16 protein-coding genes are annotated in these 20,448 nt (G+C 43.5%); 6 read left to right on the forward strand and 10 right to left on the reverse strand.

Annotation, left to right across the window (positions count from 1 at the left end):
- Positions 1-263: 263 nt before the first annotated feature.
- Positions 264-2,216, forward strand: coding sequence for a hypothetical protein (locus tag AC04MN_RS03505; RefSeq protein ID WP_475381803.1), 1,953 nt, complete (start codon positions 264-266; stop codon positions 2,214-2,216).
- Positions 2,217-2,244: 28 nt separating this feature from the next.
- On the opposite strand, the gene AC04MN_RS03510 is transcribed toward AC04MN_RS03505, so the two are convergent.
- The 4 genes from AC04MN_RS03510 to AC04MN_RS03525 all read right to left on the reverse strand — a co-directional run bounded on the left by AC04MN_RS03510 (position 2,245) and on the right by AC04MN_RS03525 (position 6,299).
- Positions 2,245-3,582 carry a response regulator gene (locus tag AC04MN_RS03510; protein WP_475381804.1) on the reverse strand — a complete coding sequence of 446 codons (1,338 nt, stop codon included), beginning with the start codon at positions 3,580-3,582 and terminating at the stop codon, positions 2,245-2,247.
- Between the two features lie 108 nt (positions 3,583-3,690).
- The gene (locus tag AC04MN_RS03515) at positions 3,691-4,449 is read right to left on the reverse strand and encodes an SDR family oxidoreductase (RefSeq protein ID WP_475381805.1); all 759 of its coding nucleotides are present in this window, start codon (positions 4,447-4,449) and stop codon (positions 3,691-3,693) included.
- A gap of 3 nt (positions 4,450-4,452) precedes the next feature.
- The gene (locus AC04MN_RS03520; protein ID WP_475381806.1) at positions 4,453-5,634 is read right to left on the reverse strand and encodes an acetyl-CoA C-acetyltransferase; all 1,182 of its coding nucleotides are present in this window, start codon (positions 5,632-5,634) and stop codon (positions 4,453-4,455) included.
- 101 nt (positions 5,635-5,735) lie between these two features.
- A complete protein-coding gene (locus tag AC04MN_RS03525) occupies positions 5,736-6,299 on the reverse strand; it encodes a hypothetical protein (RefSeq protein WP_475381807.1) in 564 nt (187 codons plus the stop codon).
- Between the two features lie 269 nt (positions 6,300-6,568).
- On the opposite strand from AC04MN_RS03525, the gene AC04MN_RS03530 reads away from it, so the two are divergent.
- Positions 6,569-8,725 (forward strand): hypothetical protein, encoded by a 2,157-nt coding sequence (locus tag AC04MN_RS03530; RefSeq protein WP_475381808.1) that lies wholly within the window; start codon positions 6,569-6,571, stop codon positions 8,723-8,725.
- 60 nt (positions 8,726-8,785) lie between these two features.
- On the opposite strand, the gene AC04MN_RS03535 is transcribed toward AC04MN_RS03530, so the two are convergent.
- Together AC04MN_RS03535 and AC04MN_RS03540 are read right to left on the reverse strand one after the other, a co-directional pair.
- The gene (locus tag AC04MN_RS03535) at positions 8,786-9,793 is read right to left on the reverse strand and encodes a M23 family metallopeptidase (protein WP_475381809.1); all 1,008 of its coding nucleotides are present in this window, start codon (positions 9,791-9,793) and stop codon (positions 8,786-8,788) included.
- Between the two features lie 31 nt (positions 9,794-9,824).
- Positions 9,825-10,559, reverse strand: a complete 735-nt coding sequence (locus tag AC04MN_RS03540) for a Stp1/IreP family PP2C-type Ser/Thr phosphatase (RefSeq protein WP_475381810.1) — start codon at positions 10,557-10,559, stop codon at positions 9,825-9,827.
- Positions 10,560-10,675: 116 nt separating this feature from the next.
- Between AC04MN_RS03540 and AC04MN_RS03545 the strand changes: the two genes are divergently transcribed.
- Positions 10,676-11,674, forward strand: coding sequence for a TonB family protein (locus AC04MN_RS03545; RefSeq protein WP_475381811.1), 999 nt, complete (start codon positions 10,676-10,678; stop codon positions 11,672-11,674).
- A gap of 110 nt (positions 11,675-11,784) precedes the next feature.
- Complete coding sequence (locus tag AC04MN_RS03550; RefSeq protein WP_475381812.1) at positions 11,785-14,580, forward strand: thiamine pyrophosphate-dependent enzyme; 2,796 nt, start codon at positions 11,785-11,787, stop codon at positions 14,578-14,580.
- A gap of 71 nt (positions 14,581-14,651) precedes the next feature.
- Here AC04MN_RS03550 and AC04MN_RS03555 read toward each other — a convergent pair whose 3' ends face one another.
- The gene (locus tag AC04MN_RS03555; RefSeq protein ID WP_475381813.1) at positions 14,652-17,498 is read right to left on the reverse strand and encodes a tail fiber domain-containing protein; all 2,847 of its coding nucleotides are present in this window, start codon (positions 17,496-17,498) and stop codon (positions 14,652-14,654) included.
- Positions 17,495-17,764 (reverse strand): hypothetical protein, encoded by a 270-nt coding sequence (locus AC04MN_RS03560; RefSeq protein WP_475381814.1) that lies wholly within the window; start codon positions 17,762-17,764, stop codon positions 17,495-17,497. Before AC04MN_RS03560 ends, AC04MN_RS03555 begins: the two co-directional genes overlap by 4 nt.
- Before the next feature lie 122 nt (positions 17,765-17,886).
- On the opposite strand from AC04MN_RS03560, the gene AC04MN_RS03565 reads away from it, so the two are divergent.
- The gene (locus AC04MN_RS03565) at positions 17,887-18,648 is read left to right on the forward strand and encodes a hypothetical protein (protein WP_475381815.1); all 762 of its coding nucleotides are present in this window, start codon (positions 17,887-17,889) and stop codon (positions 18,646-18,648) included.
- Positions 18,649-18,692: 44 nt separating this feature from the next.
- Here AC04MN_RS03565 and infA read toward each other — a convergent pair whose 3' ends face one another.
- The gene (infA, locus tag AC04MN_RS03570; protein WP_475381816.1) at positions 18,693-18,914 is read right to left on the reverse strand and encodes a translation initiation factor IF-1; all 222 of its coding nucleotides are present in this window, start codon (positions 18,912-18,914) and stop codon (positions 18,693-18,695) included.
- A gap of 110 nt (positions 18,915-19,024) precedes the next feature.
- Positions 19,025-19,696 carry an O-methyltransferase gene (locus AC04MN_RS03575; RefSeq protein WP_475381817.1) on the reverse strand — a complete coding sequence of 224 codons (672 nt, stop codon included), beginning with the start codon at positions 19,694-19,696 and terminating at the stop codon, positions 19,025-19,027.
- 47 nt (positions 19,697-19,743) lie between these two features.
- On the opposite strand from AC04MN_RS03575, the gene AC04MN_RS03580 reads away from it, so the two are divergent.
- Positions 19,744-20,421, forward strand: coding sequence for an HAD family hydrolase (locus AC04MN_RS03580; protein WP_475381818.1), 678 nt, complete (start codon positions 19,744-19,746; stop codon positions 20,419-20,421).
- Positions 20,422-20,448: the final 27 nt, after the last annotated feature.

Here is a 20,448-nt window from a genome sequence, read left to right on the forward strand (position 1 = left end):
TCGATGAGGTCTCGTCCCTCTCATTCCCCCAAGGGCAGTGAGCCAACTATTGCTGTCTCAAGCTCCGAATCCTGTGTTGAATTTCCCTATGAATTTTCTTTAAAACCCGAAAGTAAAGCCCCGGAAAAATAGCATTTAAGTCCCTTACATTTTGGAAATAGCCAGCTGGTTTGACAAAACCGAAGCGGTTGTGTCAACCAAAGGCGTTGTTATTTTTGTTTATCCTCTGCTACAAGTGCATTCGCTCTAATAAAGGATAGACTATGAAAAATTATAATAAATACCTAGTGATTGGCCTCGGCCTTTTCCAAATGATCTCGGCTCCAGCACAAGCCAGCTGGGATTTTTTCAAGCCAGCAAAACTTGAAGAGCGCATTCGCAAAGAAGTCGCAAAACAAGAAATTGGGGCAAGTTTAAAAATCTTGGATCTTGAACTTTTTGAGGGTCTTGGAATCGCCGTTAAGTACAAAGCGGAATCAGAACCTTCTTATGTGGATGGTTACTATACTCGTATCGATAAGTACTCGATAAATGCAGATCTTAGACCTGGAGATCTTATCGACGGCCTAGACATGCCAATTGGATTTGATATCAGTCGCGGCACAGAAGTTATTTTTGCTCGACAGTTTAAGTCGCAGCGGGATTCTTTAGTTGCCGTACCTTACTTCATGAAACACATCCCCTTAACGGCAGAGCGCGCAATCAGAAATTTAAATCCAGGTGACTTTGTTGGGCTGCAAGCCAACTTAAACTTCGTCTTAAGCCTCAACGGAAGTTCAATTCAAAATGGTTTTGAACTTGGTGCTTCGACCCACGCGTTCGTTTCTGGTAAATTCTTAGTTCATCTATTCAGAATGCCCAATAACAAAATTCGTGTGAAATTAATTTCTTTAAATTCAAAAGGCGCCGGGGCCGATGCCGAAGTTAAATACGGCTTGGACCTGGATATCATCGGGTTTAACTATCTAGAAAATAAAATTGATAAAATTGTCGATCTAAGCCCTATACAATTAGGACTTGGAAACTCAAAAAATAATCTCTTTATGTTGGATTATGTTTTTGACCTGAACAATCCTCAAGCAGCCCATGCCTATGACGATATGATGAGCCGTAAAGTTCAATTCAAAGATCTTGATGCTTCAAATCCATTCCGATCTGTGGACAAAATGGCTGAACGTGTATTAACAGACCTTTCAGCGGTTGAAGAAATCTCTGAACAAGATCATGGTCAACTACCAAGCCAGCGCCGTATTAATCGTCTATTTAAGGGAACCAACCGTTCCACGAATAGCCACTCGGGAATTAAATTAGGAATTAATCTTCTAAAATTTCAAAGCGGAACAGCGTCGGCCGTGTCACATGTAACCAGTTTTGACCGAACGAACGTTGCCCAGAAGTATATCCTTGAAACGACCTCAAATAGAACAAAAACCAAAGCCCTTTTTGGCCTTTGGGGAACGGAAGAGGTTAATACTTCAAGCTTGCTCTTCACCGCTGATGACAACTTCAAAGCAACAAGATTCGTAGCGTTTTCTAATGATAAAGTTCGTAAAGAAAAAGAACTAGATAAAGGTGACCTTAAGGACATTAAATTAGAGCTTGCTCGTTTAATTCCAGCTTCCGAGTATAATAAAATTGACTGGAGTCCTTATAACTTCAGAGACGGCGACTACATCAACAGTGCTTATAGAATTACGACATTCTTCCATCCAGATGCAGTAGCAGCTCTTCCCAGAATGGCTCCATCAGCATATACCGACCTATTTAAGAAGTACGTCAATCGCACGGGTGGTTTCAACGGTGGAGTTAAAAATGAACCACCGCAATGGGATCCAGAAGCACGTAATGGCTTTAAGAACTACGAGGAAGACTACAAAGAAATCGGCAAAGAACTTTTCAATTCAACGAATCCTTTGCTAGATACAAATATTCGCTTGAACAGCTTTACAAATCTTAAAAAGATTCCTGTATGGCAAACTAAGGGCTTAGGCTTCCTAATTTCTCTTCTTCCTCAGGACAACATTGGAAGATTGGTGAGTTTTGAATTTAGCCTAAGTTCAAAGAATGGCCCGACCATTACCCACCGTTTTGGCCGCTTCGAACAAGAAGCACTCTATGAATCTTTGATGTACACTCAAAATGTCATTTCTAATCAAGGTTTTGACTTAAGACTTTGGACAGATGAAAACGGCGAATATACAGTAAGACAACAATAATAAAAGCGGCCCTCGGGCCGCTTTTTCTTTAAGCCACATCAGCCACGAACCACAGTGTATCAACAACTGCCTCCGCGATCTTCTGCTGTGATATAGGTTTAACAACAAATCCATTCATGCCGACATTGAAACAGCTTTGCTTATTGTCCGGTTGACCATTTGCTGTCACCGCGATGATCGTGGCAGAATTACCCATTGCGCGCAGTTGTCGAGTGGCCTCAACTCCATCCATGACCGGCATCTGACAATCCATAAGAACTAGATTGATGTCTGGATGATCTTTGATGACTTGTAAAGCCTGCTGACCATCTTTAGCGATCAATGTATCAATCCCAAGTGAAGATAGGATCGCCTTCATCAACAGATTGTTCGTATCGTCATCATCCACCGTCAAAACCTTTAAGCGCGGAGAGTACTCTTTAATTTTTTCTACCGGATCAACATCTGGCCGATTAAGAATAGGTCCATCAGAGGCATTTAAAGGGTACCAGATTTTAAATGTACTTCCTTGTCCTAAAGAACTCTCTACGCGAATTTCCGCGCCCAACGCCTGCGCTAATCGACTGGCCAAGGTCAAGCCTAAGCCCACCCCACCATGCTTACGATTGTCACTATTATCAGCCTGCGAAAATGGAGCAAATATATCAACCATTTGATCTTCACTGATGCCCGATCCCGTATCAGTCACCGCTAAAGTAAATACATCAACACCATTTAGCGGACTGGTTTCCTTGCCAATTTGAACAAGCACAGCCCCCTGATCGGTATACCTAATTGCATTATCAATTAGAATATCTGCAATCTTAATAAGGGCTTTGTCATCGCCGAATAACTCTTTAGGCAGCTCTTCTGATACCTTGAACTTGAGATCCAAATTTTTCTGACGGCTTTTAACACCAAATTGTTTTTTAAATTGCTCGATCAAATCACCAACTAAAAAAGAACGATTTTGAACTTGATACGAACTTGTATCCAAATTCGAAAACTCAAATATCCGTTCAACATGGTCTAATAAACGAAGACCAGCTTGTTCGATTTTCAAAACCGAATAATCAACAGCTGGATCTGATGTTTTTGACTGAATAACTTTTGCAAATCCGATAATTGCATTTAACGGCGTTCTTAGTTCGTGACTCATGTTAGCTAGAAATTGATTTTTTGCCTGAGCCAAAATTTTTGATTTAGCTAAAGCAGAAGACAGCTCTCGAGTACGCTCAACCACAGCTGACTCCAGCGATTCATTTAAATCACAGACTTCTTTAAGCTTAAGATCCAAAAGATCTTCAAGCTCTCGATTTTTTTGGAGGGCTACTTCCAGCTGCTGCTGCAAACTTAAGATATCATCTTTAGCATCTTTTGGGTCCATTTATACTCCACAAAAAAGGCGCCGACACGAACTCATTCCAGTCTAAATGAAAATGCCCTTGACCAGTATTAAGTCAAAGGCATTTTCGCGTCTCATTTTAGGATCATGCTATTTTAAGGAAATAAACTGTCCTGTTACGGTACTTCCATATTGCCCCATCAACCAGGTCACCGTTGAAGCGATTTTATCAGGCTCGGTGATTTTTAAAGAAGAATCTTTTTCCCGCATTAATGTCACGGCTTCCTTGATCGAGCCAGCCTGTGGATACTGCTTCAAAATCCATTCTTCGGTCAGCCCCAGGCTGATCGCATTAACAGTCACATTATACTCGGATGCTTGCTTAGATAATGTCTTAGCAAAAGCAATCAACGCCCCACGCGTTGCGGACTCTATTGGATCCAGATTTATTTCGTTCATAACAAATAGAATACGCCCCCGCTGCCGAGACTTAAAGAAGTTCAAGACCCCGTGACTTAAAAGAATAGGGACCCGCAATCCTAGCTGCAGATCAGAATCAAGATGAGCCAATGGCTCTCCGATTTTAAATTCGTTAGCACGATTGAAAACGGTCATATCGATGTATAAATCGACACTACCAAAGGACTTTACAGCCTCGCCAATTGCATCCTTAATATTGTCATCGCTTTTTAATTCGTTCTTAATAGCTGCAGCTCGCCCTTGTTTGCGATTGACCTCACGAAGATCATTCACACTTTGACAAAACTTTTTAGCAATGGAATCGTCAGGCACTACCAAAAAGCAATCCGCCCCCAACGCACAAAGATCCATCACTATTTTTTGCATCGAGGTCGAAAACGGCCCCGTAATCAGAGCCGTTCTTTCTTTAAGCTGAAAATTCACATCCATGAGTTAAACTCTTTCAATAATAACGGCAATGCCTTGGCCACCACCAATACAAGCCGAGCCCAAAGCGTACTTTGCATTTCGACGATGAAGTTCGTAGACCAAGTGATTCATGATACGAGTTCCAGAAGCCCCAAGTGGGTGCCCAACCGCAATTGCGCCACCATTCACATTGGTTTTTGCAGAATCTAGCTTCAATTCTTTTTGAACTGCTAAAAATTGAGCGGCAAAAGCTTCGTTTACTTCAACTATATCCATTTGTTCCATCTTCAATCCCGCCAACTCAAGAGCTTTTCTTGAGGCCGCAGCCGGTCCAATTCCCATAATCGTAGGGTCACATCCTACAGAAGCAAATGAAACGATACGCGCTAAAGGTTTTTGACCTAAGGCTTTTGCTTTGGATTCAGACATCAATAACGAGCATGCTGCGCCATCAACAATTCCCGATGCTGTTGCCGCGGTAACCAGTCCATCTTTTTTAAACAATGCTTTCATAGCATTAATTTTATCTAAGCCCACATCAGGCTTTGGGTGCTCGTCTTTATTAACAACAACTGGTCCCTTCCGGGTCTCTACTGTCACGCTGGTCATCTCGATATCAAAATAGCCTTTCGCAAGTGCCTCTTTATATCGATTTTGTGATTGCAAAGAAAAGCTGTCACATTCAACTCTCGAAATTCCATATTTTTCGCCAAGATTTTCCGCGGTGATGGCCATGGGCATTCCTGCGTACGCATCGGTAAGCGCCGATGTCATCAAATCTTCAAGCTCAAAATTCCCCATCCGCATTCCATCAAAGCGCACCTTTCTTGCCACATAGGGAATTAAAGACATTTGCTCAACACCCCCCGCAAGAATACACTGCGCTTCTCCAGTCATAATCATTTGTGCCGCTGTCGCCCAACTTTGAAAACCACTTCCACATAGACGATTTAAACCTAAAGCCCCAATCCCCACCGGAGCTCCTAACTTTAAGCCAATATGTCTAGGCAAATAGGCAGCATCAGATCCAGACTGCACAACATTTCCAATTACAACATGATCAATAACATCTGCAGACAACCCAACTTGCTCCAGCGTTGCTTTTGCGGCAACAACACCCAAGTCAGTCGCAGAGATATCTTTTAATGATCCACCAAATGCTCCAAATGGAGTTCTTTTTCCAGCAATAAAAACTATTTTTTCCATGGAGTTAGAATAGGAAGTCTTAGATAGACCGTCAAACAGACCCTCAAACAATAGTCACGAGGTCTAGTTTATTAGAGCTCAGCAACCGCTGAAAATCGATTTCACCAGGCCCAAGAGATGCCCAAACTACTTTGGGACTCAACAGAACTGACTTTTTGTTTTAAATAAAGGTTCTTATTATTAAAGATTTTCTCTTGAATTGTAATATCGGTGCAAGAAGCTTTGGCATCATAATTAAGGGCTGCTTTTAACCAACCTACATATTCAAATTTTGCCAATGCTTGAAAAATCTCGTACTTCATCGTAAAGCGATGGGTCACACCCTCCGGGCCGGACGAAGGAATTTCCACATCTGCCTTCATCTTTTCCTGAAGACTGGTTGCTGACTTCATCAACGAGGCATCTTTCATCGCTGAATTATTCATTAAATAACTGATACTTCTATCAGCAATTTTATTAGCTACCAGAGAAGAATCCTTCGTAGGCTTCAGGTCGGTAGGAATAAACAAAGCTACGTCCTTCGTCGAAATTTTAGGAGTCACCGTATCTACTGGAATAGACCTTAAAGGTTGAGTCGACGACAACTCCACCAAGGGCTTAGAGGTCGGTTTTGCACCCACATCTAAGGAAAGTATTAAAATGACAACTAATAGACCTAGTCTCATATCAAGAGAACTATTCAAATCACATGCCAGAAAACTAGATCTCTTTCGACACCAGAGTTGATTTAAATGAAGCTCTGCCCACCATAGGACAGAAGACCGCTTCAGCTGTAAACAGCTTTGACACCCCTGTTATCCAAGCTTCAGCGTATCAAATTGGACCGATCCTTGCTTAATGTACCCGCGAAGCATCGAAGTCGTTTTTATGTCATTTGAAACGTCTTCGTTCGCAAAAAAATGTCACTTTTAAAAAAGTTCAACAGGGAGACTGTATGAAGTTAAGGTTAAAGAATGTTCCTCGCAACGGACTTGCCATTATCCTCACGCTAGGAATGGTAACACCCTCATTGACGCCAGCTTTTGCGGCCCCCAACGGCGCCGGACTTGCGGGTCTTCCTGAATTATTCCCTATCGACCCGAAGCCAAAATCAAATCCTACCAACAATGGCGGCTCTTCTAATAATAAGCCTTCAGGTGGTAGCGTCGTTACTTCGGGACCATCCGGAAATGGAAAAATGCGTACAGCCAATGTCGCTGCAGAGTATTCGTGCCCCTTATTTGACAACAAACCTCATGCTGAACTTTTGGCGGCGATCGATAGCTTATCGAACGAAGTTAAGATCTCTCAGGAGTGTTCGAACAATCCTTCTGTGGCGTCTTTAGTTCAAAATGCCGACAGCTTGAAATCAACGGTCAATTCTTTGAAAGAGATCGTAAATGCACCGGATGCCGAATCGGTGAATGTTCAAGACATCGATCAAAAAGTAACTGCCGCAATTCAAGCGACTCAAACTTTAGGGACAATTATCAATAATAACTCTTTCCTAAGCTCAGCTTGCGGACGTCAATCCATGAAGTCGGGTAAGGCTCTATTGGCGTTTAACGATATTCTTAACGGTCTATCTCCTTATGCACTGATGGCCGTGTCAATGAATGCAGCTTTAGCACCAGCTCTTCCTTATGTTATCGGTGGCATCGTGGTAACTAGCGGTATTTCAGCGATGAGCAAAATGATCGATCAAAATACTTTGGATATGACAAATGCAGATCACCGCACAGCGGTTCTGGTAAACACTTGCCAATTCATGAAAGTTGCTCGAAAAGTGCGTTTCATGCAGTTAGCGCAAAGCGGTCGAATTGATCGCATCACTGCGGAACTCGAGAAAAATGTTCAACTGTATAACTCGCAGTTCGGCAAGCCATCTAAAGAGTTGAATCAACTTTTAGCACTGAAAAGCTCGGTAGATCGCACATTGGTTGAAAATGAAGAACAACTTAAGGAAGATCAATCAAGCCTTTCTGATTTGCAAAAGCAGTTGTCTTCATCGAATGATGACATGATGATGTGTATGCTTGGCGCTGAAATGGTTGCGCTAACTAGCGACGGCGTTAGCTTTCCGGCTTCCGTTTATACAAATCTTGAAGTAACTGCTCGTAATACGAATGGCAATAAGCTTCAGGTAGCTTCCTTGAAATCATTAAATACAACTTCTATCAAAAAGATCAGCTTACTAGCCCAAAAAGTTGATAGTGATGAAACAGCTGTTTCAGCTTGTGCAACTACTGTTAAATCTTGGATTGCAGGTCACAAGCAAGCTATTCAGTTAACTTCGGGAATGATCCAATCTCAAAAGCAATCGGTAGAACGACAACTTTCAGAAAACACCGAATACCGTATGTGGAAGACTCAGTTTGATCGTCTTCAACTTGAAAAACTGACTGTGACTCGAGTCGAAAAAGCAATGACAGAGCTTGCTAAAGACAATTCTATTATCGACCGCTCGGAACTTGATCAACGTATGAGTCTTCTAAAAGCGGGTCTTTTCGGTCGTCGTGGGTCTTGGGCTTTTGGTAAATCTCCAGTTCAAGCTTGGCTAGATCATACTAAATCTATGCATGATCGTTCTGTAAGCTCTTTCCTTTCTGGAGTAGAGGTGCTTAATAATACGGCCTACAATCTTTCATACAACCAGAAGATGGAAGAATTCCGTCAAAGACTTATGAAAGCAAAAGTTCCAATGGTTGATTATGGTACTTTAAGTGCGATCCAAGCAGAGGCTTTGCGTGCTTCAAAAAATATGGCGACCTTGACTTTAAACAATCTTCCCCTAGGTTCGCGAGAGAACGAACTTGTTTGCGGTCAACTTGAAACAGCTTGGTTGGATTGGTCTGCAGCGATGGATCACCTTGGCGCTACTCAGTTCTTCTGTGACATGATCGATCCAGTTCTTGATGTCAAAGTTGATAAGGCCATTGTTTCTTACTGCCGAGGTTCTGAAAATGTAACGGCAACTCAAAGAACAGCGGTCTCTCAAGCAAAAGATCTTTTAGTACGCAAAGGGTATCAAGCAAGCGCTTCCATCGTTAGCAAAAAGATGAAAGAGCTTAACTGTCCACTTCCTCCAGTTAGCGTTATGAACGGACAATAAATCAAAAAAGGCAGAAGATAACTTCTGCCTTTTTTATTTCGGCCATATTAAAAATTCAATTTACTCATCCAAAATATAATTGCGCGGGTTGACTGGGGTTCCATTGATCCGCACCTCGTAGTGCAAGTGCGGCCCAGTCGACCGGCCGGTATTTCCAACCGCGCCAATAACATCCCACTTGTTCACACGTTGTCCCGCCTGAACATAGGTTTGCGATAAGTGGGCAAACCGAGTGCTCACACCATAACCATGATCAACCGAAATCAATTTACCATAAGATTCATCGTACGAAGAGAAAGTCACAACACCATCAGCGGGCGCATAAACCGGAGAACCCGGCGCCGCCGCAATATCCAATCCCGCATGCAGAGCGGGCTTACCTGTAAACGGCGAAATACGATAGCCAAAACCAGAAGTTAACCAACCACGAGCCGGCTTGATATTTGGAGTTGCATTCAACAACGATTGGCGCTCTGAAAGACTCTCCCAAAGATCTATCACACTTTGCTCTTTCAACTGAGTTTCTTTAACGGCCTTATCTATTCTGACAACCAAAGTTGCATAATCTTTTCCAGTATCCTGAATAGCTAGCTCTCCGGCTTGCTCATTAAGAACTTTACCCTCGGCAAAAATTTTATCTTGCTGTTCTAACTCGGATTTAGAGGACCTTTGATCCACTGGTTCATACTCATCTAACTGCTGACCAGGACTTGGCTTTGCGCCCATTGTTAACTTAGTCACACGGTCTTCAGCATCAACGTTGGTGATCAACTTAAGTTTGGTCGTAAACGTCTTTACTCTTTCCAAAGAACTTTCCAGAGCGCTGACTTTACTTTCGACAATTTGAAATTGCTTAACTAGCTGGGCATTCTCAGCACGCAATTTTTTATTCTCGATAGACTGAAGCAACAATCCAAAATAATCCAAAAGGCCTGCCGCAAAGACTACCAACATCACTCCCGCAATAAATGTACCCGCCTTCAGCAAAGACGCTGAAAGCACAATCTTTCGAGTTTTACCCGTTTGATTAGATACTAAAAAAAGAGTGACCTTTTTAGAATTGCTCATTTTATAATCATCTGTCCTATTTTAGCCTGTTCTATTCGGAAATATGCAAAATTAAAACGGTGACGTTGTCATCCCCACCATTTGCTAAAGCTTGTTCTACACATGCTTTGACTGCTTTGTCAGGTGGATTTTGATTCAAAATATCACAAATATGATTATCAGGAACCAAGCCAGAAAGGCCATCCGAGCAAATTAAATAGGTCTCTCCGGGTGTCACTTCGCGTTCAATAATATCAGGATGGACATCACGTTCGTAACCAACGCTACGAGTGATCACATTGCGTCCCACAAACTGTCTTACTTGCTCGGGAGTCATTATTCCTGCTCGCAATTGCTCGTTAATCAAAGAGTGATCTTCAGTAATTTGCCAAAGATATGGCTTCTTAAAAAGATAACAGCGCGAGTCTCCAACATTTCCGATATATAAAGTGCGTCCCCGCAACTGCGCTACCACCATCGTGGTCCCCATCCCAACAAGCTCCGGCCGCTCGGTCGCAGCTAAATCAAAAATGCGTCGGCTGGCTTCTTCGTAAGCCTTCACTAACATAGTTCGGGGATCTTTTAACTTGGCCTCTTCTTGAAGCATGATTTCTTCAACTGTTTCGACAGCTAAGCTCGATGCAACCTCGCCACCGCTATGTCCACCCATTCCGTCGGCAACAACAAACAATCCCAACTCGTTGTTTATTAAACAAGAATCTTGATTCGAGTCACGACGAAGACCTTTATCTGTTAAAAACCATGCTTCAAATTTCATCAGTCTCATTGTGACTCGCCTGATTTCTTGAGTCAAACCAGACCCTTGTCTGGATTAACAGGAAATAAGCAACCAGACCTCAATTCATATAGCGGACAGCCGATAAATTCTCATGAGGAAAACCTATGAAATTCATGCAGCAAAGCACTGAGAAAAATACAACGAAACGCTCGACTGCTGCGGGTTTCCTGTTATCTATTCTTTTTCACGTCGTACTTTTTGCAACTCTATTTATTACTTCTAAGCTGATTCCATTGACTCAACACCAAACCGTCAGCGTCGAGTTCATTTCAAAACCAGAAATTGAAGAAGTTCAAAAAAATCTTCCTCAGAAAAAAAACCCGACAGAAGTCTTGAAAAATCAGATCGTCCAACAAGATCAATTTGTCAACAATGACCGAGATGAAAAGGCGCGTTTCCTAAGTGAAAAAGACCAGAGGGTCACTAAGCAGACTCAAGCTGCTCAAAGAGGCGAATTTAAAAATTCGGCGCAGCAAGCAGCCCCGAAAGGTCAGACGGAACCATCTAAGTCTACAACTCGTCGTGATTCTAGCTCAAACCAACAAATTGCTCAGAATCCACCAAAGATGGAAGATCTGTTTAAAAGATATGATGCTTCCGAAGGTATCGAACGAGCTCGACAAAAAGCCGAAGAGCTCCCACAACCTGCCGACCGTCAAGGGAATGTTGCAGGCAGCGAGGGTTCAAAGGGAACAAGCCAAGAGCAAAGTCAAACCAATGACTATCTTAAAAATGTCGATCAGGGATTACAAACGTTGTTAAATACCAGAGAGTTCAAGTACTACTCTTACTACGATCGCATCAGAAAACAGTTGGCCCAACACTGGGAGGGCAAAGTTCGCGAGAAACTTTCCAATTACTATAAAAAGAATCGGGCTCCCGCTTCCGTAAATCAGGACAGAGTGACCAAAGTTATCGTCGTTTTAAATTCCGCTGGAACTTTGGTGAGAGTGCAGGTCGTTGGTGTCTCGGGCATTCAAGATTTAGATGACGCAGCTACCGAAGCATTTCGCGCAGCGGCTCCATTCCCAAATCCCCCCAAAGGCATTCTAGAGGATGATGGGACCGTCAAAATACGTTGGGACTTTGTTCTAGAAGTCTAAAACACGACCTATGCCGCATAGCATATTTGTCTCTTAAAAGTTTAAAATTAGGGTCGTGACTCTAGTAGGGCAAAGTGCTACTTTGCCCTCGATATTTTAAGGAGAACCACTTGGAAAATTCAGCACTTAAAAAACTGAACAAGGATGTCTTAGACTCCATCGCACGTCGCGCTCACTATCTTGCGACTCAAATGATCTATCAAGCCAACCATCGTACTGACAAAGAAAAGGGCGACCCTAAAATTGGCGGCCACCCGGCTGGTTGCGCATCTGCTTTGCATATCATGGGTGCGTTACACCTCATCGCAAAGACGGGCTTTGACCACATTGCCAACAAACCTCACGCGTCTCCAACGGATCACGCCTACAACTACTTGCTGGAAAATCTATTGCGTGAAGACTTATCACAGCTTTCTCAAGAAGAAGCTGACACGGCAATGATGGGCTTGCGTAAGTATTCTAAAAACGGCGAACCTGTTTTTCAATCTTACCACTCAGCTTACGACTCTGATAAACACAACTTCTTCCCGTCAGGCTCTGTTGGTATTCCACCAGTGAACGCCGGATACCTAGCGTTGGCATATCGCTACGCTCGTGAACACGGCTACGAAGTTCCAGATGCTCACTTCTGGGCTGTGTCTGGAGACTCTGAATTCCGCGAAGGATCAATGTATGAAGCAGTTCCTGAATTTGCAGAGCGCGAATTAGGATCTCTCACTTGGATTGTGGACTACAACCGCCAATCTCTTGATGGACATCGTATCTCGAACCAAAAAATCATGAATGGTTCAGATGCGGATCGTATTGAAAGAACTATGGCAGCCAACGGTTGGGAAGTTATTCAAATTCGTCACGGATCAAAGCGTGAAGCTTTGTTTAAAAAAGCTGGAGGCGATGAGTTTAAAAACTTCCTTGAAAACGAACTTCAAGACTACGAACTCCAAGCACTCCTTCTTGTTCAGGACATGAAAGCCTTGAAAAAGGGCCTCACAAAAGAACGTCCTAAGCTCAAAAAGTTCCTTGAAGGTGTTTCTGATCAAGAGCTTTACGATGCCTTCCGTGATTTCGGTGGCCACGATATGTTCTTGCTTGCCGATGCTATGCTTCGTTCGAAACAGAGCAAACGCAAACCAACAATCATTATTGCCCACACTTTAAAAGGTTGGGGACTTCGTTGTGCTGCAGCTCCTGGCAACCACTCACAAATGGTGACAGAAGACGAAGTGATGGATTTGCGAGCTAAACAGGGCATCACTGGCGATAAACTTTTTGAAAAGTTCTCAGCGACTTCAGCTGAAGGTAAATTCCTTAAAGAGCGCGGAGAAAAAATCTACTCTGAAATCAAAGCTCAGAATGCTCTTAAAGCAAAAAACCAAGAGTTCTTCTTGAATGCTTTGACGAAGTGGGGCGAAATCCCTGAGTCACTTGATATCAATACCAAAATGACAAGCTACCCTCACACGCAGTGGATGCTTGGTCAGTTGACAGCAAAACTTGTTCGTATTGCCAATACTCCGCTTGAAGAATCTAAGCTGGGTGAAAAACAAAAAGCTCTGACTGATCACGAAAAACCATTCAAACTTCCTGGTGAACTTTTCATCACGATGGCTCCTGACGTTGGTACATCAACGAATTTGAACCCAGCAATGGACGGTAAAATCTTTGGTGCTCCGGTTGTGATGGACTACGAAGCTGACTTGGGTGTGAAAGACAACAAACTTCCTGACTTAGTCCCTGGTGAAGAAGAAAACGATCGCTTCTTGCGCTTTGAAATTGCAGAAAGCAACGTAATGTCTTGTGTTGGTTCATTTGGTAAAATGCGCGACATCTTGGGCATTCCAATCATGCCATTGATGACAGTCTACGACTTCTTTATTAAGCGAGCATTGGATCAATACTTCTATAATCTTTATTGGAAGTCTTCATTCATTTGCGTGGGAACACCATCAGGCGTGACATTATCACCTGAAGGCGCTCAGCACGGTTGGAAGTCCGACATTCAAATTCCAAATCAAATCACTTGGGAGCCATTCTTCTGCCAAGAATTAGACTGGATTTTGTGCGACACTATGAAACGTCATGTATTGAACGACAACGCTGGCCGCACAGGCTCATTGCTTCGTCTAGTGACTCGTGGTGCAGAACAAAAAGACTTTATGACTTACTTAAAAAAGCAAGCTCGCTTCAAAGCAGAGCAAGTTTTGCTTGCTCGCGCCAACTACCCTGTAGCTGGTGGAGCTAATGAAGAAGAAGTAGCTAATATTGACGAAGCATCTATGCTTCGCACAATCCGCGAAGAAGTTCTACAAGGTGCATATTACCTTATCGACTACCGTGGCTATGCTGGTTACGAACCAGGCGACAATGTCGTGAATGTTTTTGCAATGGGCTCAATGGTGACAGAGGCCATCAAGGCATCTGAAAGCTTGCTTGCTCGTGGCATTTACGCAAACGTGATTGTTGTGACTTCATCTGACTTATTAGTTGGAATTCAAGCTCACGAAAATGACTACCAATACTTGAAACAAGGTCTTGGTATCAACAGCGACTTGTATATCCGCACAACAGATGTTGGCGCAGGCGATTTAGTGACAGCTTCAGGCCGCCGTATTCCAGTAGTCAGTGTTCACGACGGTGAAGCTGGATTGTTGGACAATATCGGATCAGTGATTGGTGTTCGCCAAGAGGCTTTGGCTGTACGCAAGCACTCGAAGTGTGGTCGCCCTTCAGAAATCTACCACTTCCACAGCATCGATGCCGACGCTGTTGTTGAGGCTTGTGGAAAAGTTCTTTCTGAAACTGCGCTTGAAAAAGTGGTTGTTGCAGAATCTGCTTTGCACGAAGCAAAAACGGTAGCCGCCCCTGCGGGTACTCACTGGACAGAGCTTTGGCCTGTTCGCCACTAATTGGCTAACCTAGTTCGATATTATTTTAAAATTCGGAAAAAAAATCCTCGAAGGAAACTTCGAGGATTTTTTTATTGGCAGAACCCAGCATCTGGATCTTTCGAGCAAATCCACTTTTTCATCATTTCATTTTCAGCACGCAGTTTTTCGAACTCTACTTGATTTACCTTTTTAGCATTTAGCTCTTTAACTGACTCAACCAATGGAGCCACCAAAGCCGGATAGTTCACGGATTTATATCCTTGATGATCTTCTAAAATAAGCTCTGGAAATATTTTTTCAACCTCTTGAGCAATCACACCTATTTGATGATGATCTGTAAATCCCCTCGACGGAAACTCTTCTTTGCGCCAATCATACTCAACTCCACGCAAAGACAGTATTTTGTTCAGCGAGTTTTCGATCGTCATTACGTTCTTTTTAAAGCGAACATCCGAGGACAGCGCCACTCCCGCCGCCCTAACGCTGCCTGATGTATTGATGTCACCACCTTGCACGTCAAACTTATAAGACGGAGATACTGTACCCACTCCGATATTTCCATTATCGCGAATACTCATCTTAACTGACGATGTTCCACCACTATCTGTTACAAAATTAATTGCTGTGTTAGAAGCTGAGGCTGAAAAATTCGCTGTCGCCACAAATTCTATGGCTGACGCAAATCGATCACTGGCCGAGGAATCATATTGACCAAAAACTTGAATTTTTCCAAGCATATCACCATTCTGAACCGCAGATCTTGAAGCCATGGTTCCTCTCGATCTCTTCAAAATTATTCTAGGAGACGCATTCACATCAGAGTTATTGTACTGATTGATCGCAAGCGTAGGAATCTGAGAAGCCGAAGAACTGGTATTAGTAATACTAATTGCCGAGGTTAAATCAGGATACTGAATATCTAAAACCGCCGTCGGAGAAATTGTCCCTATCCCAACTTTTTTTCCAGCGAAATCACCAAAAATTAAGGGAGTTCCAGTTGAATTGACTATCCAAAGTTGATCGTTGAGGACAGTGTTTGAGGCTGGTCCAGAATTATAGCCAATAAATACATTTCGTGAACTTGCTCCAGCAGCATAAAAACCAGCTCGAGCTCCTAAAAATAAATTCTGAGTTCCCGTATCAACGTTGGCCGCATTCTGATGTCCCAAGGCGGTATTAAAGGTTCCCGATGTTAAGTTTGGTAAGGACTCTAAACCAATTGCGACGTTATAGGATCCAGTGGTCGTATTAAACAATGCCGCTTTTCCAATCGCAGTGTTGTTAGTTGCCGAGTTCAAACTTTTTCCTGCATCTAAGCCATACAATGTATTGTTAGCACTTGTTCCGTTCAGCGCATAACCGGTTGCCCCAATCGCAAAATTGCTGGCGGCTCCGGGGTTTAGAATAGTCCCCGGCACAGTTGACCAAGAAGCAGCGCCCGAAGCATCAGACTTTAAAAAGAGTCCATCAGCTGCAGCGGTCGTCATTTTAAAACGATTAGTCGTAAAACTCCCATCTGCATCTTCAAAGTACCAAAATTTTCCAGACTCAGACCTCATAACAAAGCTGTTCGATGCCCCAGTGTATAGCTGGGTTGTCCCTGTGTTATTAGTGATTTCTAAAATAGAAACAGGACTCGTAGATTGAAGCTTTCCCACCGTTGAAGAAGTACTTGATACATGCAATGGAGTTGAGGGTGTTGATGTTCCGATCCCCACATTCCCCGAAGACCTAAAAACATCGGACCCTGAGACACTCCACAACGACACACTGACGCATTCAATTCTATCAGTTGCTGAAATATATGAAAGTGCCGTCCCTGCAGAACAAGCTGGGGCCGTATTCAAAAAATCAAGCCCACCTACCGTCGATTTGATGTCTCCAATATTAAGACTTCTAAAACTTGGCAGCCCGGCCGCCCCGATTGGTGAAGCAAAAACCTTATTTCCAGCGGCAGACGAAAACCCCAAAGTGATTGTACCACTTGTAGTTATCGGAGCCCCTGAAACAGTCATGTAAGCAGGCACGGCCATTCCCACCGACGTCACTCCACCCGCAGCGATACTCTGAGGAGCCCACACGCTGCCGTTGTAACTTAGAACCTGCCCACTTGTCGGCAAGGTAGCACTAACAGGAACCGTTTGAATTTTTTCTACCTTTGTCGCCGAATAGACGCCACTAACATCACCTGAAAATGAAGTGCCTGTCTGAATAGCACTGACAACTCGCGAGTCATTGCCTTGCATGATTGTCCCGGCTGTTGTACCAAAATTTGCTGACAGCGTTTTTGTCGTGGTTCCCGTAACACTCAAGCCAGTGCCCGCCAAGACATCCAAGACTCCCGACGCCGGAGTCACACACAAAACTTGAGAACCATCCCAACTTGCTACCTGACCGCCCGAGCAAGCGCTGCCTGGGAATTGATTTTTCAACATCAAATCATTAATAGTTTTACCCTGAACAGAGTTTGCAGAATTTGCATTAAAAGCAAACCCCGTGGAATGAATCACTTTGTCTGGAGAAATCAATTGCCAAGAACTTCCGTCATAGAAACTAACTCGCAACTTACGAGCGGCATTGTTTGGAGCTGTGTAACTGCCTCCTGCCAGGCAACTTAAGGAAGTTCCGCTCTCGAAAACTTGACTAATTACGAATGAAGGAAACGCCCCTGGATCTGGAAAGGATCGCGTCCCCGCCCCCACCGCAAGATCAAAGTAACCTTTGCTTCCAGTCATATTGTAGCCATTCACTTGCTCTTTAAATAAAGTGCAACTGCCGGCGGGATCGACTATTTCTATAACAAAACTTACGGAGCTGTATTCGAATGCAGATCCGTCGGATTTTAATATCTGCCCAGATAATGCTAAGGATTCGGGAGCCGCTAAGGCAAAACGAAAAAGGAATAGACTAAAAATAACTATAGAAATTAACTTCATGGAGTCGCACCTCTTAGCTGATATCGCACCTGATATCCTCCCGGAGTCGAACCATAGCCAGCCGATTGCCCATCTGTTTGTAAGCTTACACTATAAGTTCCCGCAATATGATTTGAACCCTGCACCGTCGAAGCCCGACTACCAGCCGGTGCTTTACCAATAGGACGACGAGATTCTAAAAACTCAACCAAGGGACTCCCCTTGGTGCAAGCCGATAAAGTACTGCCGATCCAAAATATAAAAAAAACGAGCCGAGTTTTTCTCATGCTTAAATGTTACTGAACAAAGTTACAAGTTCCTACTCGCCCAGCCTGAATTACCAGAGTTTTAAGAATCACCCAGCAGAATTTTCCTAGACTCCTACGCCAGAGAAGACCAAAATAGCCCTATGTCTAGTCATGCGTATCCGTTTAAAGGTGAATTCTATCCTGCTGAAAATAAGCTCTACCTGGAGACTGTTTTTTTTGTTCCTTTTTATCAAGGGAAGAAAGCTCAACTTAAAAGGCATATCGAGCTGGCAAACAAGTTGGGCTTTGATGCATTTGCTTTTGAACTTGAAGGTGATCACAAAGATCTTTTGCGTGGAAAAATTCCGGTTAGCACTAATGGTAAATTTGGCGCAAAACATCGCTACAGCGAACAAATAGAACAGTTACTGAATATGTTACCTGGAAAGAAAATTGTATTTTCATTTTCAAATCCTTGCGCTTCGGCATTTGAAGCTATGGCCCGACGTCAGTGCTCTGATGTTGTTGCAATGATTTGTGATTCGGGCCCCACCGCAAAATTTATCCCATCAGCTTGGAACCTGTATACTCACGAAATGAAGATCAACTTCTTTCCTTTAAAAGTGGCACTAACTCCCCTTTTAAGCCTGGGCTGGAGTCCCTTACTTCACAAAGACATTCACGCCGATTTAGACAAGTTCCCCTCGCACTTCCCAATTCTTTCAATTCGTGGATGGAAAGATAAGTTAATTCCGCCAGCGCATATCGATGAGGTCTTCGAACCGCACGCAAATTTAGACTGGCAAAAATTAAGTCTACCTGAAGCTGGACACCTCAACGGCCTTAAGGATTTTCGAACCGAATACGAACCAACGGTCAGCAGTTTTTTAAAAAGACATTCGACTTTGCTTGCAGCAAAATAAAAAAGGGAGCCCAAGGCTCCCTTTTTAAATACACAAACTGAAAACTAAACTCTGTGGCGGTGGATAATCAAACCATGTGTTGGATCGTAAGGAGAAACACCCACTGTTACGCGGTCCCCAACAACAACTTTGATATTGAATTTTTTCATTTTACCGCAAAGGCGCGCATTGATCGCGACACCATTTTCAAGAGTTACTTGGTAAGTTCCCCCACCGAACATGTCCGTGATCTTACCTTCTACGTTTACTAAATCGTCTTTAGCCAAGCCTTACCGTCCTTTTCAATCTCTCTGTAGTTTTGGTATACAAGGAAATGCAGGGGACTGCCACAAAAAAGTGGCCTCCCCTTAGACCCCCAATACCACTTGAGCACTTTTTAAAAGAGCTTCACCGATACCGACAAACCCTCCCAGGTGGGCACTATAACTCCTTGATATAAATCAGGATTTGTAACTCTTCGATTGAACTCTTGAAGCACTTTGATCTGCTTTTCGCTAAACTTCTGAGTCGTTGCCTCGCCCCAAACTGCACCTGACAAAAAAACATTATCTGCTAAAACAAGTCCGCCTTTTCGAATATGCGTCTCGGCCCAGGCCAGATAGTCTCCATAAGCAGCCTTGTTGCCATCAATAAAAATTCCATCAAAAGGCCCAAGCTCTGCAAGCTTCAAAAGCTCGACCCGAGCATCTCCAACAATTACGTGAATTTTTTTATTCATTTCAGCAGATGAATTCAAGCTTTCAAAGATCTTCTGCGCCTCTTCCGCGTGCTCTGGGGCTTTTTCCAAAGTCCAAAGTTCCCCACCTTCAGGTAAGGCCTCCCAAAGATACTGCGCCGACAAACCAGTCAAAGTACCAATTTCAATAAAGCGGCGACATCCCGCCAGAGTCACCAAAACTTTTAACAACTGTGCCTCATGTGGAGCCACACTAATCCGAGCCAGACCTAACTTTTCTGCAGCCATTCGCGAAGCCAACTTCGTCGGGTTCTCGGCAGGAACAACCGAATCCAGATACTCATTTTCAATCGATTTTTTTTGATCGCGCATAAATTGCAAACTGGCATGCTTCTGTTATTCATGCAAGAATACTTTGCATGAATAACCCAATGTTAGTTTTTGATTTAGATGGCACCCTGATTGATTCGGCACTTGATATCTCTGAGGCGTTAAATAAAACACTTTTGAACAACGGAAAGTCCCCACTTCCTCACGCAACAATCGTGGCCCACATCGGCGAAGGACTCCGTAAGCTGCTCTCGGACTTCTTTCCAGAAGCCCTCAACAACGAACAAAAACAAATTGAACTCGAGCAAGAATTTCTGCGTACCTACGAAAAAGAAATGTTGAATCAAACTCGAATTTTCCCTGGCGTCGAAAAATTTTTAGACTCTTATGCTGGGCCAATGGGAATTATAACAAATAAGAATATCGCCCCAGCAAAGATCATTATTCGCCATTTGGGCTTAGATAAATACCCTTGGATCGATATCTTTGGGGCCGATAGTCTTGCAGAGCGCAAACCCAGCCCTCTTCCCCTAAGAACAATGATGGAAAAAGCCAAAGTCTCGGCCGCCGAAACTATTATGATTGGTGACGGAACCCCCGACATTGTCTCGGCCAGACGTGCCGGCACCGGAGCCCTCGCTATTGGTTTTGGCTACACGGACGTGAATATTTTGCAGGGGCTTGGAGCCCATCGAGTCCTTGGCCACTATGACGAGCTTCCCCAAATCATTCGAACTTGGCCCTGGGATCTGCATTTAGAGCGGTAACGCACGGCTAAAATGCATCCTAATTGA

The organism is Bdellovibrio sp. ZFWA1 (assembly GCF_056175665.1).